The organism is Polynucleobacter sp. (assembly GCF_030693775.1).
GTDB lineage: Bacteria > Pseudomonadota > Gammaproteobacteria > Burkholderiales > Burkholderiaceae > Polynucleobacter.
The window spans coordinates 1-23,451 of record NZ_JAUXZY010000003.1 but is presented as its reverse complement, the minus strand read 5'-3'; the positions used below and the strand labels follow the sequence as shown (position 1 = coordinate 23,451).

The following is a 23,451-nucleotide window of genomic DNA, read 5'->3' as shown; positions in this document are numbered from 1 at the left end:
CGCCATGCCAAACCTCCTCCCCTTTTTCGCGCAATGGGGTCTCACCGCCCTCTCCCTATGGGTTGCAAGTTTTATTTTTGATGGCATTCAGTTTGACGGCACAGCAGCTCTCATTGTTGCCGCCCTGGTATTGGGTTTTGCCAACGCGATTGTGAAACCCATCCTCATTTTGCTCACGCTACCACTAACAGCCTTGACGATGGGCCTCTTCTTGCTGGTGATCAATGCCTTGGTCTTGATGCTGGTCTCAACCGTAGTGAGTGGTTTTACGATCTCCGGCTTTTGGACCGCCTTCTTTGCCGGCATCTTTATTTCTGTATTTAGTCTTTTTATTGGCGCCAGCGTTTTTAAGACTGAAGTACGTTACGAGCGTAAATAAATACGATCCCAGCTTTGCATAGCCTCACGGCAGGGGTGGGGCTTGTTCATGACCCCTTCGGCATTCTGGGCAACGATCGATGCACCGCCCGTTAAAAATCCGAGGCCCAGTGTCAAGGCTTGATGCACTGCCGCCTCTTTATTGATGCCAACTTGTGGCTTTACCAAGCTGCCCTGTAAGCGCACCAGGCTGGCCAAATCAAGCCCCGCAGTGAGGCCCGATTTTTCTTTTGGGTAAAAAGCTAAATTAATCTGCTCGGTATTCAGATTAACGGCTCCAGTCAACACAATATTTAAACGGTCCGTTTCGATGCCGATGGAATCCCGAACCGTTACTAGCCCATTCTTGACTGGCAAATAGGCTACTGCGCACTCGAGTGTTGTTGCATTGCTCTTTTTGCGCATCGGATTAATCGCATCAAATAAGGTGATAAATACATCGCCACCCTGGTTCATGAAGCTCGATGCAAGGCGTGCACTCCCAATCGTGATCTGGCTTTGGCCATTTAAGCCTGAAGCAATTTGGTGTGAACTTTTACCGCTACTAGTGAGGTTAAATGCAACGCGCATATCACCGCCGCTCACCTCTCCTTTGGAATTAGTTGAGACTAGCAATTGCTCTAAGGTAAAGCCGCTGGCCTGACCTTTGAATGCCCAGTTAGGAAAACTCTGCAGATTGCCAATGCTGGCGGAGCCATCAAACCGGCCATTGCCTAGCTGAAAAGTCGCTTGGGGAATGTCAATCTGCTGTGGAGTGAGGCGTGCCAGCACAGCTACTTTTTTGAGCGCTACTTTAGTGGGGAGCACTAGCTGCCCAATATCAACATCAAGCGTGCCATTGGCATTGGGCAGGTAATCGAGCGGCAATGGCGTATCACTAAAGAAACGCTCGGCAGCACGTGCAGTAGCTGGAGTCTGGCTGGATGGTGTGATGGCATTGATTGCTTTAGCGGCAGTCGTATTTGCGTTGGATGCTGAAGATGTTGGCTTTGTAGGCAATGAAGGGTGGTTGAATGCTGGTATGGCGGATAAATCGAGCTCGTCTGCTTTAAACGCAACATCAAACTGAGTAGGCTTAGCTGGATTGAGTGCTGCCTTTCCCTTGAGTTGGGATGGCTTGCCGCCCAGCGCCACTTCAAAATCGAAATTGACGTCAATTGCCTCTGCTCCGATGCTACGTAAGACCTCTCGAATTGACGTCATCCTACCTTTGATCGCAATCGTAAACGCACCCTGCTTTAGGTCAGCATTGATTGCCGTCTCAGCGCCATTTTTTTGCATCGACAAACGTGAAATCCCATAATTACTAACGGCAGCCCCACTCGGCTGATAATGAATCTGACCATTGATTAAGTTGAGGCCCTCAATCAACACCAGATTACGATCTATGGCATCGGCATCACTGTCCGCTTTTTTAGCATTGGCTTGTGCCGAGCCAGACGAGGATGATGCGGTTGCGCTATTCGGCGTAGCAATATCACCCATCAGCCAATTGCCATCGCCTTTTGCATTGGTTTCTAAATGCAGGATCAATCCCGATAATTGAATGCTGCTTATTTCAATCCGGCGATTCAGTAATGGCAAAAGACTGATTTCTAAGGCTACTTTTTCTAGACTTGCCATTTGAGGGCTTTTAGCCCAAGCCGCATTACTGAGGCGCACTTGCTCCGCCGATACAGCGATCCTTGGAAAAAATCCCAAGCTGACTGGTCCAGCAATCATCAACTCGCGCCCTGTTGTCTCACGCACCTCTAAAATAAGCATCTGCGTTAACTTGGCGGGACTAATGAGGGTGCTGAGATAAAAAAGCCCAATCAGCAAAGAAGCGATGAGTGCGCCAAGCATCATCAGCACTATTTTGAATGGTCGACTCATCTTGCTTTATATGTCCTTTTGCTTATATACCAATATAGCGCAATCGACTGGGCAAGGGTGACATTGAAAGGTATACAGTATCGGTATGAACACAACGAACACCATCACGCGCCTCCTTAGTCGATCGCTGATCGTCGCACTTTGCTTTAGTTTTAGTGCATGGGTCTCCTTAGCATCAGCTCAAACCCCATCGAACGAGGCATCACCTGCGCCGCTCGAAGCGATTGCCTCACTGGACGTAGCTCGATATATGGGCACATGGTACGAAGTGGCTAAATATCCTAACTGGTTTCAGAAGCGCTGCATTGCCAACACCAGTGCAACCTATGCCGTGCAGCCCAATGGCATGCTGCAGGTTCTGAACCGCTGCCAAAAAGAAGATGGCTCCATGAGCGAAGCGCTCGGCGCAGCTAAACAAGTAGGCGACGCAAACTCACCTAAATTGGAAGTCCGTTTTGCGCCAGCCTGGCTCTCCTTTCTGCCTTTTGTTTGGGGGAATTACTGGGTCATTGACTTAGACCCGCAATACCAGCTTGCAGCCGTCAGTGAGCCGAGCCGTAAATACCTGTGGATTTTGTCGCGCAGTAAATCCGTTGAGCCCAAAGCCTATGAAGCCCTATTGCAACGTTTAAAGCAAAAAGGATTCAATCTCGATGCAATTGAGATCTCGAAACAAACAACGGTAAACCCAGTTACGCAATAAACCATGAGTACGATTACACGCATTTGTTTTGCCCGCCATGGCGAAACCGACTGGAACGCTGAGCGCCGCATGCAGGGCCACATCGATACCCCACTTAATAGCCATGGACAAGCGCAGGCCCAGCGCTTAGCGCAATCCTTGCAGCATGCCGGCCATACCTTTAATCACCTTTACTCCAGTGATTTGCAACGCGCTGCCGATACCGCCAAACAGGTATCGCATGCACTGGGGCTAAGCATCACCATCGATCCTATCTTTCGGGAGCGCCATGTTGGGGTTTTGCAGGGCCTGCGCTTAGATGATGCGCCGCATGCAGTGCCCGAAGTATGGCAGGCACACCTGGCGCGCGATATCCAGCACGACTTAGGCGGTGGTGAAAGTATTCAGGCATTTCATGAACGGGCGCAACGCGCCTTGGCGATGCTAGTGGCCGCACACCAAGGCCAAACCATTTTGGTGGTGAGCCACGGCGGAACCCTCGATATGATGTACCGGATTGCCAGTAAACAAGCATTGGATCAGGCCCGGGTGGCGGTAGTCCCGAATACGTCCTTAAATTGGATTGCCTACGATGGGAAAACTTGGTCAGTCGAGCGCTGGGCCGACACTGACCACCTTAGCACCCTGGCTTTAGATAACGTGGACCTTTAACTGCAACCTGCAGTAGATTCTCTTACTTCGCGAGCTTCGTAATCTTATTGCCCTGAATACCGATACCAGCCATAGCCCCTTTTTGGGCGGTAATAAAGGCATAGATATCGTTTTGGGTAGTGATTGAGGTTGTTGAACTGGCAACACCTTGATCAACTAACACAACACTCGGACCGACTCCAATCTCAAATCCCTGAGTCGAATCTAAGGCATTTAGCGCAGACTCTTTCATGAAAAACAATACGTAAGCGAATTGTTGGGCTCCTGCCTGTAAACCATAGGAGCCGCCTGCAGTGTTGTAATACGCTGCTGGCCTTCCATCCTTAAATAAAACACCATCACCATATTGGCCGCCCACAATAAAGCCAGCCTTGGTCACCACCGGAAATACTAGGCTTGCAACGGCCTTCTCGCTCAGCTTTTTTGCGTTGGCATTACTGGAAATGAGTTGATTGAGTACAGACCGTGCGCTTCGGTCTAGTTCTGCCCTGCTTTCTGCATGAGCAATACCAGCGCAAAGGGAGAACGATAAGAGTAAAAACGCAATATAACGCTGAATAAAGGGCATGATCGGCATCGAATAAGGTATCGGAGTTGAGTAGAAGAATAAGGCGCAGTAAATAGTAGCAGATTTGCTTTCTGGGCCAAAAATTGAAGATAGCGCGCTCATTGCCATCGACTGACTGTTAGGGGTAAGTAATACCCCACCAAGGGCTTGCTGAGGTGTTATTTAGCCGCTCTTTGAATTCAGCAGCGCCATACATATTTATGGTTTGCATTTAAATACAAATAGCAGCCATTACAGTTAAATCAAATCAAGCATGTCTATGCCAATTGAATGAATACTTTTTTTGGTCTGATGATTTGATTTATTGCTTATCAATCTGTCATGCAGTGCAAAACGATCTCTCGCCGTATGAAAACTCAATATAAGAAACGCCACTTCAACTGCATTAAGTTAATTTTTTTCATCAAATCGAATTTTGTGAAATCGTTCGTACTGCTGGATCAGTTTGGTTGTTGGATATACCAATTTCACCCTAAGATCATTTTCAGACTGTCTCATTTCTAACCATTCATACTCGATTAATCGGTTGAGATGGTGTCTTACACCCATTTCGGTAGATTTTGAATTGGCAAAAAGAGTCTTTAACGATAATTCCTTCTTATTCAAATAGAAAAGCATTGAAATCAAAATAATTTCATATGCAATCGAATTTGAGATTGGTAGATGCGCTAATGATCCGTGCAGTTCTTTTAGTAGTTGATTGATTTCGATGCTATTCATGTGTAGTCCCTAGGGATATACACCCTAAAAGAATTATCTACATCATGTTTTATAGACACTACATAAATTAACTAAGAAGTTCTTATGTATCTATTGTGGTAGTTAACTACTACACGCACCATGATAGTTTAAATTTTTGTAATTAGTGCCTTGAAAAACTTCGAATTCACGACCTGTTGGGAGGAGGCGATTCATGTTTCGATTGTGAGCGATCGTTTTTCGTTTAACAATTTAAGTATCAACATTGATCCGCACTATTGTGATGCATCCATTTACAAAGTCTTAAATCAATCCATTTTCGCGGTTGATGTTATTGGAATTTCAGATAATGAAAACCTACCTTATACCTGCACTCTGTTCCTAACAGATGATCATCGTGCACGAATTTCAATTGTAGGAAATCAGACGTTTTGTAAATTGATTCTTAATGCAATAAATGATGATGATCAATGTTTTCGTTTGATTATTTTTAATGCAACTTTATTGGAAGAGTATTGCTTTAAGTTACTACGAGGTTCCAGCAGTCGAAATTTTGTTACCACTATAGATATCTTTAAATTTGAAGAACGGCCCACACAAAAAGTTTAGTGCTTGGAATTTACTCTTCAAATCCTAACTGTATTTCTATATTTTTCTATTCACCATGCCGATACCCTGTCGAACCGATGATGCACTGCATCTGTCTTTATTTAATTAAGAGCGGGATTAAATAAAAAAGTCCTTATAAACTGTTGATTTATAAGGACTTTGTGCTTCTGGCGGAGAGGGTGGGATTCGAACCCACGGTACCTTTGACAGTACGCCTGATTTCGAGTCAGGTACATTCGACCACTCTGCCACCTCTCCGAATCGAACCGCAATTATAGCTTTGGGTTGGTTATGCCTTGGGCTTTAGGCTGGTGATCCCGCCCATATAGGGCTGCAGGGCCTTAGGTATCCGGATACTGCCATCTTCTTGCTGGAAATTCTCAAGAAGAGCAACGCCCGTTCTACCGACTGCCAAACCCGAACCATTCAGGGTATGCAGTAGCTCAGGTTTATTGTTGCCGACCTTGTAACGGGCCTGCATCCGTCTGGCCTGAAAGTCACCCATATTGGAACAGGAGCTGATTTCACGGTAGGCATTTTGCGATGGAATCCAGACTTCAAGGTCGTAGGTTTTCGTGCTGCCAAAACCCATATCGCCAGTACAAAGCAATACACGGCGGTATGGCAACTCTAGCATCTCCAGAATCGTTTCAGCATGGCGAGTTAATTCTTCGAGGCGCTGCATCGACTCTTCGGGTTTAGCGATTTGCACGAGCTCCACTTTTTCAAATTGGTGCTGACGAATCATGCCGCGCACATCGCGCCCGTAACTGCCTGCCTCCGAACGAAAGCAAGGCGTATGAGCTACGTATTTGAGGGGCAAGGCTTCGGCTGCGGTGATGGTGTCACGCACTAAATTCGTGACCGGCACTTCCGCCGTCGGAATTAAGTAAAAGTTTTCGGTGCGCTCCTCGCCCTCTCCCTGACCCTCGCCCATTTTGCGTGGGACCTTAAAGAGATCCTCTTCAAACTTAGGCAGCTGGCCGGTGCCACGCATCGAAGCAGCGTTAACCATAAAAGGAACATACAGTTCTTCGTAGGAGTGTTGTCCGGTATGCACATCCAGCATGAACTGGGCTAATGCCCGGTGCAGCTTTGCAAGCTGTCCTTTAAGTACTACAAAGCGTGATCCACTGATCTTGGCAGCGGATTCAAAATCAAGACCAAGGGGCGCCCCTAAATCAACGTGGTCTTTCACGGCAAATGCAAAAGTGGGAATAGTGCCCCATTGCTTTAGTTCGACATTGTCTTTTTCGTCTTTACCGACCGGCACCGACTCATCCGGCAGATTCGGAATGCCCGCGACAAAATCGGCGATCTCGGTTTGCAAAATAGCGAGGCGGTTCGCGCCCGCTTCCATATCCGCATTTACTTGGACAGCCTCAGCCATTTCTGCAGCAGCATCTTCACCTTTAGCTTTTTTCATGCCAACAGCTTTAGAGAGTTGATTGCGTTTGGCTTGCAACTCTTCTGTGCGGGACTGCAATTGCTTGCGCTCAGCCTCTAGGGCATTAAATTGCTCAACTGGCAGAATAAATTTACGGGTAGATAAGCGCGCTGCTACAGCGGCGATGTCTTTGCGAAGGAGTTGGGGATCAATCATGGCGTTTTGCTTTAGTGCGAATCGTTATTTTAAGCGCAAGACTTCCGCGCCAGCAGGCGGCGTGAAGGTAAAGGTACCTGCAGGCAGGGGAATGTTCAGCTGGATTTGCGTGAGACTCAGCTGTACCACGCCCCCCAATCCATCCATCAGCTCTAAAGCCCGCGGTAGGCCGCCGCTCATGCCAATCGCAATCGAGGTATAGGGCAGGTCATTGCTGCCAGCCGATGGCTTCGCCTTCGGCTTAAGATTTGCCCAGCGCAGGCCAGAGCGCTCAGCGCCCTCCTCCAAATCAAAATGCTGCTCCAGCGCCCCATCACCAAACAAGATGGCCGCTGGGGTCGATGCTAAAACCTGCCCCGCAGGCCGAAAGGTCGCTTGATTTAAATCCTTGTCCCACATAATGAGCTGCTTGCCATCCGCAATCAAACGCTGCTCAAAGGGCTTTTGGGTGTCCCATACAAAGCGACCAGGGCGTTGGAATATAAAACGCCCTTCCGTTTTGCGAATCACTTTGAGGCCTTTATCTTGGGGTTCATTGGGCTTGGGGGCACGCAACTGCTGCTGGACAAACTCCCCTTCTGCTGTTTTGGATATGCGTACAAATTGCCGCAATTGCTCAACGCCACTTTGTGCGTCTTGCGCAAAAGAAGTGTTGGGGATTGAAAACAGGAGAGCGCAAAAAGCGCTACTTAAAAAACGCATTGTCATAAATGAACTTATTCAGAACCGCGGACAAGGATTTCGCGGTTACCGCTGCCGCTCATTTTGGAGACCATGCCGGCCTTTTCCATATCCTCGAGTAAACGGGCTGCGCGGTTATAGCCAATCCGCAAATGGCGCTGCACCAGTGATATCGAAGCGCGCTTGTGCTCCAAAACCACTGCGACCGCCTGATCGTAGAGCGGATCGGCTTCGCCGCTACCGCCGCCACTAAGCACATCCATATTGGACTCATCGGCGCCCTCAAGCACGCCCTCGATGTAATTGGCTTCACTTTTCTCTTTGAGCCACTCCACTACGCGATGCACTTCATCGTCTGATACAAAAGCGCCGTGCACCCTTACTGGAAGGCCAGTGCCGGGAGCCATATAGAGCATGTCGCCCATACCCAGAAGGGCTTCGGCACCCTGCTGATCGAGGATGGTGCGACTGTCAATTTTGCTGCTCACCTGAAATGAAATCCGCGTTGGTACGTTGGCTTTGATTAAGCCCGTAATCACATCGACGCTCGGCCGCTGTGTCGCGAGCACCAAATGGATGCCGGCTGCACGTGCCTTTTGTGCAATGCGTGCAATGAGCTCTTCAATCTTTTTGCCAGAAACCATCATCAGGTCTGCTAGCTCGTCGATCACAATCACAATCACGGGAGCTTTGTAGATTGGCTCAGGATCATCTGGCGTTAGGCTAAATGGGTTCGTCAGCTTCTCGCCTTTTTCTTCTGCTTCGAGAATCTTTTTATTAAAGCCTGCTAAATTACGCACACCAAACTTACTCATGAGTTTGTAGCGACGCTCCATCTCATTCACGGCCCAATTGAGAGCGTTGTAAGCCTGCTTCATGTCAGTCACAACCGGACACAGCAAATGCGGAATCTTGTCGTACATCGCCATTTCTAACATCTTAGGATCGATCAAGATCAATCGCACTTCATCGGGTTTGGCTTTAAACAGGATCGATAAAATCATGGCGTTAATACCAACCGATTTACCGGCGCCCGTGGTGCCTGCCACGAGGCAATGCGGCATCTTAGCTAAATCGGCTACCATCGGACTGCCCGAAATGTCTTTACCCAAAGCCAAGGTGAGTAGCGAATGATTGTCGTTGTATACCTGCGAGCTGAGAATTTCAGAGAGATAAACGGATTGGCGGCTGGGGTTCGGCAACTCCAAAGCCATGCAGGTTTTGCCCGGAATGGTCTCCACGACACGTAAGCTAACCAAGCCCAATGATCGGGATAGATCGCGCGACAAATTGACAATCTGACTGCCCTTGACGCCAATGGCTGGCTCGATTTCGTAGCGGGTTACTACCGGGCCCGGGTAGGCTGCAATCACTTTGACTTCAACACCGAATTCGTTCAGTTTGCGCTCAATCAGACGGGAGGTAAATTCCAATATATCGGCAGAGATGGTTTCCTTCGCCTCGGGTACCTCATCCAACAACGATAGGGGTGGCAATTCAGAGTCCGGAATATCGACAAACAAGGGTTGCTGTTTCTCGCGCTCGACTCGCACACTCTTGGCAATCTGCAAGGGTGCTCGCACAATTTGGACAGCCGGGGCAATTTCAACTCGGCCACGTACTTCTTCCACAAACTCTTCACGTTCTTCGGCGGCTTGCTCGCCGATCTTCAAATCCTCAACGCGTTCACGGCGCTCGCGCAGGCGGCGATAGGCAATCTCGAGGGATCGGCCCACCTGCTCGGCAACATTTAACCAAGAGAAACGTAAAAACAAGGAGAGGCCAGCAAACAGGCCAAAGAGCAGTAATACGGTCGATCCGGTAAAGCCAAGGGCCATCACCAAGGGATCGCCAATTAACTCGCCTAATATGCCGCCTGGAGGCCTCGGCAATGGAATAGCTAAGGAGTGCAAACGAATCGACTCAAGACCCATGCTCGAGCACAGGGTTAATCCAAAACCAAGCCAACGCACCAATAGCGAATCAGGCTTGGCATCGGGGTCGGGCAGCAAGGGAACGCTCCACAGCTCACGCCAACCAGCAATCACACGGCGCCCAAAGAGTACAACCCACCAAAAGGAGGATACCCCAAAAATATAGAGTAATAAATCAGCAGTCCAGGCCCCAAAACGACCGCCCACATTACTTGGCGCTTCAAAACTGGCATGTGACCAGGCGGGATCGGACTTGGAATAGGTGAGGAGAATCGCAATCAGGCCAAGGCATAAGCCTAAGGTCAAAAACCAACGGATTTCCAAGAAAAGACGGGGCATTCGTCCCTGCCCGCTATCCTGGGGTGGTAGCGTGGATTTACTGGGGGATTGGGTCGATTTAGCCATGTTCCCTGATTGTAATCAAGCAATCCTATAATTAGGGGATGACTACTACTCCGAAACACAGCAAAGTCCTGATTCTGGGCTCTGGCCCAGCAGGCTACAGCGCCGCAGTCTATGCTGCCCGCGCCAATTTACAACCTACCCTCATCACTGGCATGGCGCAAGGTGGTCAATTGATGACGACCACCGATGTGGAAAACTGGCCGGCCGACCCGGACGGGGTTCAAGGGCCTGAGCTGATGGACCGTTTTTTAAAGCACGCAGAACGCTTTAATACTGAAATCATTTTTGACCACATTCATACGGCAGCCCTCTCCGAAAAACCGATTCGTCTGGTGGGTGACTCTGGGACTTACACCTGTGATGCCTTAATCATCGCTACCGGCGCATCAGCGCAATACTTGGGTTTACCGAGCGAAGAGGCCTTTATGGGTCGCGGCGTTTCTGGCTGCGCTACTTGTGATGGTTTCTTTTATCGCAACCAAGATGTGTGCGTGGTTGGTGGTGGTAACACCGCCGTTGAAGAAGCGCTCTACCTCACCGGCATTGCCCGTAAGGTCACCGTCATTCATCGCCGCGATAAATTCCGTGCCGAGCCTATTTTGAATGACCGCCTCATGGCGAAAGTAGCCGAAGGAAAAGTCGAGCTCAAACTCAACGCCACCTTGGACGAAGTTCTGGGTGATGAAAAAGGCGTTACGGGTGTGCGCATTGCCAAGCAAGATGGCAGTAAAGAAGACATTCCTGTCATGGGCGCATTCATTGCGATTGGCCACAAGCCTAATACCGAATTGTTTGTTGGTCAGCTAGATATGGAAGGCGGTTACATCAAGACCCAATCCGGATTGGCTGGTAATGCAACCGCAACCAATATTCAAGGCGTCTTTGCTGCGGGTGACGTGCAGGATCACATTTACCGCCAAGCCATTACCAGTGCGGGTACGGGCTGTATGGCTGCCCTGGATGCCCAGCGCTATTTAGAAACCCTGGAGTAACTTTTATCGAGCGTGCCATTTTTTGTCGATGCACGGGTTTAGCGCATAGCAATGGCATGAATGAAATCAATCACCCTTTTTATTATTGTTTGGAGCGTATATGAGTCTTAATCTAGTCAAGCCCGGTAAAAAAATTCCTGAGAATTTCAACGTCATTATTGAAATTCCAATGAATGCAGATCCGATCAAGTACGAAGTTGATAAAGAGTCGGGCGCCCTATTTGTTGATCGTTTTATGGGTACTGCCATGCATTACCCATGCAACTACGGTTACATTCCGCAGACCATTGCGGGCGATGGCGATCCCGTTGATGTCCTCGTCATTACTCCCTTCCCCCTCGTTCCCGGCGTCGTGATTAGCTGCCGCGCCATTGGTGTATTACAGATGGAAGATGAAGGTGGTGAGGATGCCAAATTATTGGCCGTGCCTGAAGACCGCATATTGCCAATTTATTCCAGCTGGCAAAAACCAGAGGACATGAATCCCTTAACCCTCAATCAAATTAAGCACTTTTTTGAGCACTACAAAGACCTCGAAAAAGGCAAGTGGGTTAAGGTTCGCGGTTGGGGCGGCGTTGCCGATGCCCATAAAGAAATCCTTGAAGGCGTAGAGCGCAACAACAAGGAAAAGGCATAAGCCTTGACCCCGTTTCACATTGCCCTAGCTCAAATCAACCCTGTCGTGGGGGATTTGAGCGGCAATGCGAAGTTAATTCAGGAGGCGGCTGAAGTCGCCCACCGCTCGGGTGCAAAGTTACTTGTCACTCCAGAGCTAGCCCTCACCGGCTATCCCCCTGAAGACTTATTACTACGCCCTGCTTTTATTGAGGCGGCGGCAGATGCCCTAGATCAATTGCGCAGTGCTTTGGCGGCGTACCCCGGTTTAGCAGTCGTTATCGGTCACCCCCTAAAAACTCCGCAGGGATTGCACAATGCCGCATCGGTGTTGCGGGATGGGAAGTGCATTGCAAGCTATGCCAAACACGAACTTCCCAATAACGAGGTCTTTGATGAGGTGCGTTACTTCATCCCTGGCAATGCGCCCTGTGTTTTTGACGTCGAGGGCTGCGTCATTGGCGTGATCATTTGCGAGGATGCATGGCATGCAGGCCCTGCCTCTCAGGCAAAAGTTGCTGGTGCCCAGGTACTAATCTCACTCAATGCATCGCCCTACCATGTACATAAAGAAAATTTACGCTTAGAGGTGCTACGCAAGGTCATTGGCGCAACTGGCCTGCCTTTTATTTACGTGAACGCCGTTGGCGGTCAAGATGAATTAGTCTTTGATGGCGGCTCTTTTGTTCTTGATGCCAATGGCTTAGTGGCCACCGCAATGCCCCAGTTCGAAAGCCGTATTGGGCTTGTTGCGATTGATCAAAACGGAGAGCCTGAGCTCGGAGTCATTGCACCATCGCAAAGTATGGAATCACAAGCCTATGCCGCCCTAGTATTGGGCGTACGTGATTATGTGCACAAGAATGGATTTCCAGGCGTCATCATTGGTTTATCTGGCGGGGTAGATTCTGCCTTGGTGCTTGCCATTGCTGTCGATGCCTTAGGCGCCGAACGGGTGCGCGCCGTGATGATGCAATCGCCCTACACCGCCGAGATATCGTGGGTAGATGCCCGCGCTTTAGCGAGCAATCTCTGCGTGCAATACGATGAAATTCCGATTGGTAGTTCAGTAGCTGCTTTGGAAGGCGCGCTGGCCAGTCAGTTTGCTGGCCTTGCCCCAGATACCACCGAAGAGAACATTCAGGCCCGTGTGCGCGGCACCCTCTTGATGGCGCTGTCGAATAAAACCGGTCGTCTGGTTTTAACCACCGGCAACAAAAGTGAAATGGCTGTCGGCTATTGCACGCTCTACGGCGACATGGCGGGCGGCTTTGCAGTCATTAAAGATATCCCCAAGACCCTGGTCTACAAGCTGTGCTCCTATCGCAATAGCGTAGCGCCGGTCATTCCCGAGCGGATTTTGACGCGCGCACCGTCGGCAGAATTACGCCCCGACCAAACTGATCAAGATAGCCTGCCACCCTATGAGCTGCTGGATGCCATCGTTGAAGGGTATATGGAGCAGAACCAGTCGATTGCATCCTTAATTGAGCGCGGCTTTGATGAAGCCAGTGTGCGGAAGATTACCCGCCTGATTAAGCTCAATGAATACAAGCGGCGCCAGGCACCACCGGGCGTACGTGTGACTACCCGGGCATTTGGTCGGGATTGGCGTTACCCCATTACCTCTCGATTTTTAGCTTAATACAGATAATTGAGAGTGTATTGACTTGCTTAGACGAGTCGATCGGTTTTGGGTATGATTACTGCAACAGGGGAAACTTATGAAATTAATAACATCCATCATTAAGCCGTTCAAACTCGATGAAGTACGTGAAGCATTGGCCGAAGTCGGCGTTACCGGCCTCACGGTTACTGAAGTCAAAGGTTTTGGTCGCCAAAAAGGCCATACCGAGCTCTATCGCGGTGCAGAGTATGTGGTGGATTTTTTACCCAAGGTCAAAGTCGAGGTTGTAGTGGCGAGTGATCGCGTTGAAAGCGTGATCGAAGCTATCACCAAAGCGGCGCGCACTGGCAAGATTGGCGATGGCAAGATTTTTGTCAGTCCGATTGAGCAAGCCATCCGTATCCGTACTGGTGAAGCCAACGAGGATGCGGTTTAAGCTATCGCTTCAATTACTACCGAATAAACTACTGCCAGTCAGCTTGAACTAGCAGTATGTTTTTGGCATCGGGCGTGCTTGTTCGCACTCGAAAGCCTTGAAAATAGACTTCAACGGAAGCAAAGCCTGGCGTTAATACCTTAAATGGCGGCTTGCCGTAAAACGAGTGACCTAGGCCTGGCTCCAAGGTCTTGCTCTGCACCACCCCACCTGCATCGATCACGCAAACCAATTGCGCTGTATTTGCCTTAACAAAAACAAGGTTACCTGGCTTGCCTGCAGACGTTGGCTTATAGCTTTCCATCGCTCCATCTGCTGGCGGGCACCCCGAAGCAGCAGCTACTGGCGCTGGGCTTGAGGATGCTACTGGCGGTACTGGAGTAGTAGCAGATACAGCAGGAGCAGGAGCAGGAGCGACGGCAGGTACGGGGGCAGCGTTGGCTTCTGTAGCAGGCGGGTTGGTTGGTGCGGGGTCTGCTGCTGGCGCGCTGGAAAGCGCAGTAACCTCCACTGGCTTTGCTTTGCCCATCATGGCATCGAGCTGATCTCGCAGTAGCGGCTGAAATTGCATGATTGCCAGTACTAATGCGCCTACCGGGAGCAACCAAACCCATTTTTTTCCCGACGACTTATGTTCACGCATATCGGAATGCACCCGCATCCCTAGCTCTGGCTTAACGGCCTCTACCAAAATAGGCTTAGCTTCGGGCTGAATGACTGCTGGAGATGCTTCATCCGTTTTTGTTTTTCTGCTGACCGCTTTTTTCTTTGTCTCTTTTAGCTCACCTTCGTTCGCTTGAGCCACTTCTTTTTTGGGGACTTCCTTTTCTGCAGCGACTGGTGAATCGTGCTGAGCGGCAGTCAATTCAGTCTGCGTTACTTCAGCCGCTTGAACAAAAGGAAGCTCGGCCTGAGGGCCAAAATCAAATGCGTCTTTTTCGTCCAGCTGAATTAACTTGGCTACTTTTTTTGCAGCAGTGAACTTAACGGCCGGTGAGTAAAAGCTACTACTTTGACCATTCTCAATTTGCTGAATTTGTTTTTTAGAGAGGCATGCGAGATGCGCCAGCTCCTCGATCGACAGGGCACATTTTTCCCGTGCCGCAATAAATGCTTCTGTGCGTATCTCGGGAGTGGACTGTTTACCGGCCATATCTTAAGGTTAATAAAGTATTAAATTTATTTTCGGCGATTGGGGTGGAGATTTGAAGTCGCCTTAGGGCTAATCCGATTACTGAGCTGGCAGTGACTGATCAAGGGAGGCCTCTAAATAGGACTTCACCAAACCCTGTAAGGACTCGGCACGCATTTTTTCCATTACCCGCGCCTTGTGTACCTTGATCGTGGCATCGGTTGTGCCGAGCTGCACAGCAATGTCTTTATTTAAAAGGCCTTGGACCAACAAGTGGCAAACCTCTTTTTCACGGGGAGTCAGGGTACTGAAATAGCGCTTGACCTCGACATCCTTGGAGACCCGCTTTAACTGCCGCGCGTCAAACGCAATGGCATCAGCCACAGAATGGAGCAAGTCCTCCAAATTAAACGGCTTGAATAAAAAATCCAGAGCCCCTTTTTTTAGGCTTTTAACAATTTGCTGCGGGTGACTTTGACCGCTCACAAAGATGATCGGCGTCTTACGGCCCATACGAACAAGCTCTTCTTGTAGATCAAGTCCAGTCATGTCGGGCATTTGCATGTCCAGCAAAATCACCGCGGGCGCTATAGGAACTGAATGCTCGATAAACGCTTTAGCACTCGCAAAATCATGGACGTTGTAGCCCAACTCGCGCAGCATTCTGCTCAAGGAGGTCCGCATTGACTCGTCATCGTCAACCAGATAGACGTGCCCCGATGTATTCATTTCTTCACCTTAATTTGCATTTAATGCAAATGTAATAGAAGTGCTGCACATAAGATATTAGCTCAATAGCTAACTTTTGAAGGCTAACATACTGGTTTTATTGTGCTTTTTTATTATTGCAGTGCAGCATTCTATTTCCCCACTATTGCCCGTGCATCGCACTACCCCAGCTCATTGCACAATAGAGGTTTTTCCGCAATTACAGATGGAGTCAGCCGCATGAAACGCCTCAATGAACGCTCAAGAATGGTCACCGAAGGTGTTGCACGCGCACCCAACCGTTCCATGTATTACGCCATGGGATACAAGGATGGCGACTTTACCAAGCCCATGGTGGGCGTAGCCAATGGCCACTCGACCGTAACACCTTGCAATAGTGGCTTACAGAAGCTCGCTGATGCTGCCATTGAGGCACTCGAGGCAGCTGGCGCTAAAGCCCAAGTGTTTGGCACTCCGACCATTTCAGATGGTATTGGCATGGGTACTGAGGGCATGAAGTACTCTTTGGTATCACGCGAAGTCATCGCAGACAGCATTGAGTGCTGCGTGAACGGCTTATGGCAAGACGGCGTGGTAGTCATTGGTGGCTGCGATAAGAATATGCCTGGCGGCATGATGGCCATGGTACGTACGAACGTGCCTAGCATTTATGTCTATGGCGGCACCATTCAGCCGGGTCACTACAAAGGAAAAGAGCTCAATATTGTGTCTGCTTTTGAAGCCGTTGGCGAATTTACATCTGGTCGTTTAAGTGAAGAAGACTTTAAAGGCATCGAACAGAATGCCTGCCCAAGCAGTGGTTCGTGCGGCGGGATGTATACCGCCAACACCATGAGCTCGGCTTTTGAGGCGCTTGGTATGAGCCTCCCCTACTCCTCAACCATGTCCAACGTCGATGCCGAGAAAGTCGCTAGCGCTGCGGATTCAGCGCGCGCAGTAGTGGAGGCAATCAAAAATAATTTACGTCCCCGCGACATTGTTACCAAAAAATCGATTGAGAATGCAGTGAGCGTCATCATGGCCGTTGGCGGTTCGACCAATGCGGTCTTGCATTTCTTGGCTATTACTAGCGCCGCCGATATCGACTGGACGATTGATGATTTTGAGCGGATTCGCAAACGCGTTCCCGTGATTGCCGACATGAAACCATCGGGCGCTTACTTAGCCACCGACTTACATCAAGCGGGCGGAATTCCACAGATCATGAAAATCTTGCTCGACGGCGGCTTACTGCACGGTGATTGCATAACGATTACCGGGAAGACGATTGCAGAGGTTCTCAAAGATGTTCCTTCCACCCCCCGCGCAGACCAGAAAGTCATTCGCACCTTAGATAACCCCATGTATGCCGAAGGGCATCTGGCCATCCTGAAGGGCAATATCTCGCCTGAGGGTTGCGTTGCCAAAATCACCGGCCTCAAGAACCCATCGATTACCGGCCCAGCACGCGTCTTTGACTCGGAAGATTTAGCAATGGAAGCCATCATGGCAAACAAAATTAAGGCGGGTGACATCGTGGTGATTCGCTACGAAGGTCCCAAGGGCGGCCCCGGCATGCGTGAAATGCTTTCCCCCACATCAGCGCTCGTTGGCCAGGGACTGGGTGAGAGCGTTGGCCTGATTACGGATGGTCGCTTCTCCGGTGGCACCTGGGGCATGGTTGTCGGTCACGTTGCGCCTGAAGCCTATGTTGGCGGCACTATTGCATTAATCAATGAAGGTGATTCAGTCACGATTGATGCACATAAGCTCTTAATTCAGCTCAATGTTGCGGATGATGAGATTGCCAAACGCCGTGCAGCCTGGAAGCAACCTAAGCCGCGCTATACCCGCGGCCTACTCGCAAAGTACGCCAGTACAGCAAGCAGTGCAAGTAAGGGAGCGGTAACCGACTTGGATTTGAAGATTTAATTTATGCAGCTGATTTGGATCTCCGGATCAACCGCTCAGGTTAAAAAGATCAATATTACCGCTCGCACGCTGATCAAAGCGGCGGCGGTAGTGTCGTTCATTTTAATTTTGCTCGGAGTCGGAATTCATTCGCTGGGCTTTCGGGTTGCGATCCAATATAGTCCTGAGCTAGCAAGAGAAATCGGCGGCGTCATTACCGTTCAAGAGAAAGATGCCATCGAAACCAGCTACCGCGCTCGCTTGCATGAGTTACAGAATCAGCTGACTCAATTGACCGAGCGTATTGTGGAAATGAAAGCCCTCAAGGATCGCTTTGCTGACTTAGCCACACCGGCACCAGTGAAGCGCTTATCCCCAGAGTCCGGCAATAAGGGTGGCGCGTACCAACCGATTACATTCAAACTAACGCCGCAAAAAAGCCTAGTCGATGAGTTGGATCATGCATTAGGCAATACCTCATCGATTCAGCAGGGTGTCAAAAACTTAGAAAATAGTTGGCGAGAGCAATATGAGTGGCTGAGCCAGCTGCCCACGGGATCGCCGATTCAAAATCAATTGGGCTTATCTAGCAACTTCGGATCACGCCTTGATCCATTCACTAATCTATTGGCGCAGCATCCCGGCATTGATTTTTCAGCGCCCTCAGGAACGCCGATTATTGCTTCGGGTAACGGTACTGTTACCAGCCTAGGCTATGATGCTGCCTACGGAAACTACCTTGAAATCAGTCATTCCGATGGCTTTGTCTCAAAATACGCCCACGCCAAGAAAATTCATGTTCAGCAAGGTCAAACAGTTAAGCGCGGGCAGATCATTGCCGAAGTAGGCAGCACAGGCAGATCTACCGGACCACATCTCCATTATGAAATCACCCACAATGGCAAGCACGTCAATCCAATGCAGTTCTTAATCTCCAGCAATACCCAGCTAGCGAAAAAGTAGTGTCGTTTAAGGGTGGCTGCTTAGCGCCCTTTAATCTTGTCCCAGCTATCCTGAAATACCGTTTCTGAGTCACCCGATAGCAATGGGCGCTCATCCGCTCCAACATTGGCATTCAGGGCGCCATTGAGCACCGCACCATATTCCATTGCAAGCTGGCCATAGGCAATATCGCCCCGCACTGATGATCCATTGTGAAGCTCCACCTTTTCAGAGGCGTAGACATTACCTTCCACTGTACCGGCAATCAAAACGCGGTGTGCATGAATATCGCCACGAACGGTTCCCGTTTTGCCTAAAGCAACCGTAATAGATTTACCCTGCCGCGCTTCAATATTCCCAATGACGCTGCCATCAATGCGGACGCTTTCCTCAATCAGGATGCGACCATGAACCTCAGTCGAGGCACCAATGATGGTCTCAAACGATTCGACGGTTTTCTCTAGGCCACCGATCGCATTTTTTTGCTTAAACATGCTGTCTCCTTTACGTTTATTGATTACCCCTTTACGCAGCGGCAATCATTCGTAATTTCTTGATTTGAACTGAAATGGTACATTAAGCGCTCTACCCCCTAGGGCGAATGCAAAAGGGCGCCGCAGCGCCCTTTTTAGGTCAATACAGCACGTATTTAGTGCTTAGGACCGTGTCCATGACCGCCAGGAGCATTGACTGGCATCTTCACCTCCACTTCGCCTGCTTTGGCAAACTTCAGCTTCACCGGCACAGACTCACCCGCCTTCAGGGGCGCCTTGATATTCATAAACATCAAGTGCAAACCACCTGGCTTGAGTTCAACAGCGCCATTGGCAGGCACCTCAATTTGCTTTACCTCACGCATGCGCATCACATTGTTATCCATAGTCATGGTGTGCAACTGCACATCATCCGAGACTGTGGAAGTTGCAGAGATCAATTGATCGGCAGCGCCATTGCTGGTGATTTTCATAAAGCCGCCAGCTGCCGCCTGACCTGGGACGGTGGCACGGGTGTAGGCACCATTGACGGCAATGTTGCCCACTTTTGCATCTTGGGCAATACCAACGGATGGCACTGCGCAAATGAATGCTGCACTGATCATCAAACTTCTAAATTGAATGGTGGTTTTCATAACTTCCTTTGAATAAATTAATGGAGATGCATCTTAAGTTCCCGCTCAAATTGCGGAAGATCATCTCGGTTTACAAAAATACCAATCGGTGTTTCTTGATCGGCATGTTGAAGTACTAAGCGATATAAATGTTTATCGGTACGGCTAACGCGAGCCCATACAGTATTGAGTTCTTTTCTTTCTACCTTACCGCCCCAGCTTTTTTCAATCGTCATGTTCTTGCCATCGATCGTGATCTTTTCATAATCGAGAGCATGGCGACTGTATACATATAGGGCAATGGTCAAGGCCGTGATTTCAATGCAGGTAAAAATCAGAACCATCCAAACGCCCATGAGCAAAAACGAACCTGCCACCAGAAGCGAAAAAAAGACAATCGAGGCGTAGAAATACCCCACCTGCTTCGGTGAAAAGGAACAGTTTCGTTTCATAAGCCAAACGCGCATGGCAATACTCTACTACCAGCTCAAAGTCTTTGTATTTGGCTTAAACAAGGCTTCGCCAGTCACCTTGACTCCCCCTAATTTGATGCCAGGCAATAGATCCGCCTCATTAAAGCCATAATGCCGCAAGCACGGTGGGCACATAATCACCGTGCTACCGCTTGCGATCATGTCAGCTAGCAATTTTTGCTGCTCGGGATGGCTTGTGCTGCCGGCCTTCACTCCCAGATAAACCCCCTTGTCGCTCAAAAAGACACTTAATGGGTGTCCATTTGCTGCATGGTGTTTACTAAAGTTCAGGGCCATCGTGGTGCGATGAGGCTCATCGCTGGTAAGACTAACAAATAGGGGGTCTAGGTTAGCGGCATACGAAGCCATTACAAATAATGACAAGTAAGCTAGCAGTAGACTTTGTTTTAAACGTTTCAACATAATTTTTCCGTTTAGCAAATAAAAGGGATGAGCGGAATAAGCCGGGAGGCTTATTTACCACTCACGATCTTGGGTAAGCGTACTTACCCCGTTGCATTAAGAAAGGATTGGGGGCGCCCTTGAGGGCAATTGCATCCACGCAATAATGGGTAATGCTATAGCTTGGAAAGCAGTGTGGATCTTTGAAGACGATTCTGGCTCCGCAAACTGTAAATCGAGCTGAATGCTGGGGACATAACTATCTTGAATAAGGCAGTATGCGCAGCCTGTTTGCGCTTGATGACTATCGGGTAGGCCTAGATCAACCCGCAAATCGATCTGCTCACCACTGGGGGCGCAGACAGCCATCTCAAGCTTATTGACATCTGAGATGATTGGACGGGCATGGGCAGCCATTGGCATGACCGAACCAAGCAATACTGCGGCGGCAGTAAGCCAATGAATCCATGTGCGTGCAATGCGTGACATGGGCTTATTTTAAGCGCAAGTGCGAGACTAGCCCGGGCTGAAATACAAATGGGGGCTTACGCCCCCATTTAGATCATGCGTCCTACAAGTTAGGCTTATGCTGCTTTGGCCTTCTTGCTGGTGAACTTGCCAATCAATGGCCAGAACAGCAGGACTAAAGCCAAGGTGGTGATGCCGGCCACCAAGTAGTTCGAGAAGAATACATCGACGCTACCTTGTGAAATCAACATCGACTGGCGGAAGGAATCTTCTGCACGGTCACCGAGAACTAACGCCAAGACCATTGGAGCCATTGGGTAATCGAGTTTCTTAAAGACGTATCCGACTACACCGAAGCCCAGCATCAACCAAACGTCAAAGGTGGCGTTGTGTACTGTGTAAGCACCAACCGCACAAATCACAATGATGACTGGTGCAATGATCGAGAACGGAATCCGCAGAATCGATGCAAACAGCGGTACGCAGGTCAAGACCACGAACAGGCCGGCAATATTACCGAGGTACATACTGGCGATCAAGCCCCAAACGAAGTCTGGCTTCTCAACGAAGAGCAATGGTCCTGGCTGCAAGCCCCAAATCAGCAAACCACCCAGCAATACTGCCGCGGTAGGCGATCCTGGAATACCGAGCGAGAGCATTGGTAATAATGCCGCTGTTCCGGCAGCGTGAGCCGCTGTCTCAGGAGCAACAATACCCTCCATATCGCCCTTACCGAAGTTGCTCTGGTTTTTAGATACGCGCTTAGCAACACCGTATGCCATGAAGGAAGCTGGGGTAGCGCCGCCTGGCGTAATACCCATCCAGCAACCAATCAAGCAGCTGCGCAAGGAAGTAGCCCAATACTTAGGCAATTGCTTCCAAGTCTGCCAAACGATGGTGCTCTTGATCTTCGCTGCTGCACCAGAGAACTTCAGACCCTCTTCCATCGAGAGCAGAATTTCACCAATACCGAAGAGACCAATAACTGCGATCAAGAAGTCAAAGCCGCGCATCAATTCAGTGCTACCGAAGGTCAAGCGCAATTGGCCAGTAACCGTATCCATACCGACGCAAGCCAAGGCAAAGCCGAGCATCATTGCGGACAGCACTTTAAATGGCGAGCCTTTGTTCATACCCACAAAACTACAGAAGGTTAAGAGATAGACCGCAAAGAACTCAGGTGGGCCAAACTGCAGCGCAAACTTCGCTACCAATGGTGCCAAGAAGGTGATCATCACAATCGCAAAAACAGCACCAATACAGGATGATGTAAATGCAGCAGTTAAGGCCTCACCTGCTTTACCGCTGCGCGCCATGGGGTAACCATCAAAGGTCGTTGCAACTGACCAAGGCTCACCCGGAATGTTAAATAGGATTGATGTGATCGCTCCGCCAAACAAAGCACCCCAGTAAATACAGGAGAGCATGATGATGGCCGAGGTAGGTTCCATCGTAAACGTTAATGGCAGCAAAATCGCAATGCCGTTGGCGCCGCCTAATCCAGGCAACACACCAATGATGACGCCGAGAACAACGCCAACCAACATCAACATCAAATTAAAGGGGGTCATCGCTACGGCAAAGCCGTTAAATAGCGCGTTAATTTCGTCCAACTGGAGCTCCTTTTTTTCTAAGCTTTTGTAATAATTTTGTTATTTGACGCCGATGAATTCGAGCGGATTAAACCAAGAGCCGTGTGGCAATGGGACCTGAAACCAGAACTCGAACATCATGAACAGGGCGATGCTTACACCAACACCAACGGCGGCCGCCTTCCATAATGGGTACTTACCCAGCCAGACCATGAAAACAACGATGTAAACAGCGGCAGAAACATAAATGCCGATCAGCTGCATAAAGAGCACGAATACAAATGCTGGCAACAGAACGGCCAGAACTTGCCTAAATGGCTCTTTCTCTACAAAAGGCTCGTCTTCCTTCTTGCGGTCAACAATGGCGGCCTGATAGAGGGTGACTGAGCTGGAAAGCAAAATGATTAGGCTGATATAAAACGGAAAATAACCAGCCTCGGGACCATCGCTGCCCCAGGATGCGCCCAACTTAATACTGCCAACCATCACCACCAAACCAAACACTAAAAATAAAAGGGCTGTAATGATTTCCATGGCACGCATGCCAATGGATGCCTCTGATTTTGAATTATTTGCGTGTTCCGACATTGCTCTACTCACTAAAAAAGGGTTAATACAGTAACAAAACAGGGCGCGCTACATGCGGGCCCTGTTCATCCTAACTTACTTCGCAATAAATCCAGCTTCTTGCATGAGCTGCTTGTGCAATGCAGCGTTGGTATCTAACCACTTATCAAACTCTTTGCCGCTCATGAAGGTTTGGTTAAAGGCGCCATCGGCCATGAACTTCTTCCATTCTGGGGTGGCAATGACCTTTTTAAAGAGGTCCACGTAGTAATTGACCTGATCTTGGGTTACGCCAGGGGGCATGAAAATGCCGCGCAGCATCACGTAGTCGGTTGGAACACCCACTTCTTTACAGGTAGGCACGTCATTCCA

The 23,451-nt window shown here is 49.4% G+C and carries 24 protein-coding genes, 1 tRNA gene and 1 pseudogene; 9 read left to right on the top strand and 17 right to left on the bottom strand.

What is annotated here, in order from left to right; genetic code table 11:
- Positions 1-4: 4 nt before the first annotated feature.
- Positions 5-379, top strand: coding sequence for a phage holin family protein (locus Q8M75_RS01785; protein ID WP_305485574.1), 375 nt, complete (start codon positions 5-7; stop codon positions 377-379).
- Here the strand turns inward: Q8M75_RS01785 and Q8M75_RS01780 are convergent.
- On the bottom strand, positions 364-2,253 hold the full coding sequence (locus Q8M75_RS01780) for an AsmA family protein (protein ID WP_305485572.1): 1,890 nt from the start codon (positions 2,251-2,253) through the stop codon (positions 364-366). The genes Q8M75_RS01785 and Q8M75_RS01780 overlap by 16 nt on opposite strands.
- A gap of 85 nt (positions 2,254-2,338) precedes the next feature.
- Here Q8M75_RS01780 and Q8M75_RS01775 point away from each other — a divergent pair, with 85 nt between their 5' ends.
- Entirely contained in the window at positions 2,339-2,956 is a 618-nt protein-coding gene (locus tag Q8M75_RS01775; protein WP_305485570.1) for a lipocalin family protein, read from the top strand.
- Positions 2,957-2,959: 3 nt separating this feature from the next.
- The gene (locus Q8M75_RS01770) at positions 2,960-3,607 is read left to right on the top strand and encodes a histidine phosphatase family protein (protein ID WP_305485568.1); all 648 of its coding nucleotides are present in this window, start codon (positions 2,960-2,962) and stop codon (positions 3,605-3,607) included.
- A 22-nt stretch (positions 3,608-3,629) separates the two neighbouring features.
- Here Q8M75_RS01770 and Q8M75_RS01765 read toward each other — a convergent pair whose 3' ends face one another.
- The 6 genes from Q8M75_RS01765 to Q8M75_RS01740 all read right to left on the bottom strand — a co-directional run bounded on the left by Q8M75_RS01765 (position 3,630) and on the right by Q8M75_RS01740 (position 10,106).
- On the bottom strand, positions 3,630-4,184 hold the full coding sequence (locus Q8M75_RS01765; protein ID WP_305485566.1) for a lipid-binding SYLF domain-containing protein: 555 nt from the start codon (positions 4,182-4,184) through the stop codon (positions 3,630-3,632).
- A gap of 381 nt (positions 4,185-4,565) precedes the next feature.
- A complete protein-coding gene (locus tag Q8M75_RS01760; protein ID WP_305485563.1) occupies positions 4,566-4,895 on the bottom strand; it encodes a hypothetical protein in 330 nt (109 codons plus the stop codon).
- Positions 4,896-5,651: 756 nt separating this feature from the next.
- Positions 5,652-5,741 (bottom strand) — tRNA-Ser (locus Q8M75_RS01755).
- Positions 5,742-5,772: 31 nt separating this feature from the next.
- Complete coding sequence (serS, locus tag Q8M75_RS01750) at positions 5,773-7,086, bottom strand: serine--tRNA ligase (protein WP_305485561.1); 1,314 nt, start codon at positions 7,084-7,086, stop codon at positions 5,773-5,775.
- Between the two features lie 24 nt (positions 7,087-7,110).
- Positions 7,111-7,794: an outer membrane lipoprotein carrier protein LolA gene (locus tag Q8M75_RS01745; RefSeq protein ID WP_305485558.1), complete on the bottom strand. Its 684-nt coding sequence runs from the start codon at positions 7,792-7,794 to the stop codon at positions 7,111-7,113.
- Positions 7,795-7,802: 8 nt separating this feature from the next.
- Positions 7,803-10,106 carry a DNA translocase FtsK gene (locus tag Q8M75_RS01740; protein WP_305485556.1) on the bottom strand — a complete coding sequence of 768 codons (2,304 nt, stop codon included), beginning with the start codon at positions 10,104-10,106 and terminating at the stop codon, positions 7,803-7,805.
- A gap of 38 nt (positions 10,107-10,144) precedes the next feature.
- On the opposite strand from Q8M75_RS01740, the gene trxB reads away from it, so the two are divergent.
- The 4 genes from trxB to glnK all read left to right on the top strand — a co-directional run bounded on the left by trxB (position 10,145) and on the right by glnK (position 13,776).
- A complete protein-coding gene (gene trxB / locus Q8M75_RS01735) occupies positions 10,145-11,098 on the top strand; it encodes a thioredoxin-disulfide reductase (protein ID WP_305485554.1) in 954 nt (317 codons plus the stop codon).
- 100 nt (positions 11,099-11,198) lie between these two features.
- Entirely contained in the window at positions 11,199-11,735 is a 537-nt protein-coding gene (gene ppa, locus Q8M75_RS01730; protein WP_305485552.1) for an inorganic diphosphatase, read from the top strand.
- Between the two features lie 3 nt (positions 11,736-11,738).
- Positions 11,739-13,358 (top strand): NAD+ synthase, encoded by a 1,620-nt coding sequence (locus Q8M75_RS01725; RefSeq protein ID WP_305485550.1) that lies wholly within the window; start codon positions 11,739-11,741, stop codon positions 13,356-13,358.
- A gap of 79 nt (positions 13,359-13,437) precedes the next feature.
- Positions 13,438-13,776: a P-II family nitrogen regulator gene (glnK, locus tag Q8M75_RS01720; protein WP_108468718.1), complete on the top strand. Its 339-nt coding sequence runs from the start codon at positions 13,438-13,440 to the stop codon at positions 13,774-13,776.
- Between the two features lie 28 nt (positions 13,777-13,804).
- Here glnK and Q8M75_RS01715 read toward each other — a convergent pair whose 3' ends face one another.
- Together Q8M75_RS01715 and Q8M75_RS01710 are read right to left on the bottom strand one after the other, a co-directional pair.
- The gene (locus Q8M75_RS01715) at positions 13,805-14,929 is read right to left on the bottom strand and encodes a helix-turn-helix domain-containing protein (protein ID WP_305485546.1); all 1,125 of its coding nucleotides are present in this window, start codon (positions 14,927-14,929) and stop codon (positions 13,805-13,807) included.
- Between the two features lie 78 nt (positions 14,930-15,007).
- Positions 15,008-15,637: a response regulator transcription factor gene (locus Q8M75_RS01710; protein WP_305485544.1), complete on the bottom strand. Its 630-nt coding sequence runs from the start codon at positions 15,635-15,637 to the stop codon at positions 15,008-15,010.
- Positions 15,638-15,856: 219 nt separating this feature from the next.
- Here Q8M75_RS01710 and ilvD point away from each other — a divergent pair, with 219 nt between their 5' ends.
- Positions 15,857-17,548 carry a dihydroxy-acid dehydratase gene (ilvD, locus tag Q8M75_RS01705; RefSeq protein ID WP_305485542.1) on the top strand — a complete coding sequence of 564 codons (1,692 nt, stop codon included), beginning with the start codon at positions 15,857-15,859 and terminating at the stop codon, positions 17,546-17,548.
- A gap of 3 nt (positions 17,549-17,551) precedes the next feature.
- Complete coding sequence (locus Q8M75_RS01700; RefSeq protein ID WP_305485540.1) at positions 17,552-18,490, top strand: M23 family metallopeptidase; 939 nt, start codon at positions 17,552-17,554, stop codon at positions 18,488-18,490.
- A 20-nt stretch (positions 18,491-18,510) separates the two neighbouring features.
- Here Q8M75_RS01700 and Q8M75_RS01695 read toward each other — a convergent pair whose 3' ends face one another.
- From Q8M75_RS01695 to Q8M75_RS01660, 8 genes and pseudogenes are all read right to left on the bottom strand, one after another.
- Positions 18,511-18,963 (bottom strand): polymer-forming cytoskeletal protein, encoded by a 453-nt coding sequence (locus Q8M75_RS01695; RefSeq protein ID WP_305485538.1) that lies wholly within the window; start codon positions 18,961-18,963, stop codon positions 18,511-18,513.
- A gap of 155 nt (positions 18,964-19,118) precedes the next feature.
- Positions 19,119-19,598, bottom strand: a complete 480-nt coding sequence (locus tag Q8M75_RS01690; RefSeq protein ID WP_305485536.1) for a copper chaperone PCu(A)C — start codon at positions 19,596-19,598, stop codon at positions 19,119-19,121.
- Positions 19,599-19,615: 17 nt separating this feature from the next.
- A complete protein-coding gene (locus tag Q8M75_RS01685; RefSeq protein ID WP_305485534.1) occupies positions 19,616-20,029 on the bottom strand; it encodes a DUF2244 domain-containing protein in 414 nt (137 codons plus the stop codon).
- A gap of 27 nt (positions 20,030-20,056) precedes the next feature.
- On the bottom strand, positions 20,057-20,473 hold the full coding sequence (locus Q8M75_RS01680) for a DsrE family protein (protein ID WP_305485532.1): 417 nt from the start codon (positions 20,471-20,473) through the stop codon (positions 20,057-20,059).
- A gap of 96 nt (positions 20,474-20,569) precedes the next feature.
- Complete coding sequence (locus Q8M75_RS01675; protein WP_305485529.1) at positions 20,570-20,941, bottom strand: DUF2946 family protein; 372 nt, start codon at positions 20,939-20,941, stop codon at positions 20,570-20,572.
- Positions 20,942-21,036: 95 nt separating this feature from the next.
- Positions 21,037-22,533, bottom strand: a complete 1,497-nt coding sequence (locus tag Q8M75_RS01670; protein ID WP_108468709.1) for a tripartite tricarboxylate transporter permease — start codon at positions 22,531-22,533, stop codon at positions 21,037-21,039.
- A gap of 39 nt (positions 22,534-22,572) precedes the next feature.
- Positions 22,573-23,100 carry a tripartite tricarboxylate transporter TctB family protein gene (locus tag Q8M75_RS01665; RefSeq protein ID WP_305485526.1) on the bottom strand — a complete coding sequence of 176 codons (528 nt, stop codon included), beginning with the start codon at positions 23,098-23,100 and terminating at the stop codon, positions 22,573-22,575.
- Between the two features lie 75 nt (positions 23,101-23,175).
- A pseudogene (locus Q8M75_RS01660) lies at positions 23,176-23,451 on the bottom strand (tripartite tricarboxylate transporter substrate-binding protein); the annotation flags it as partial.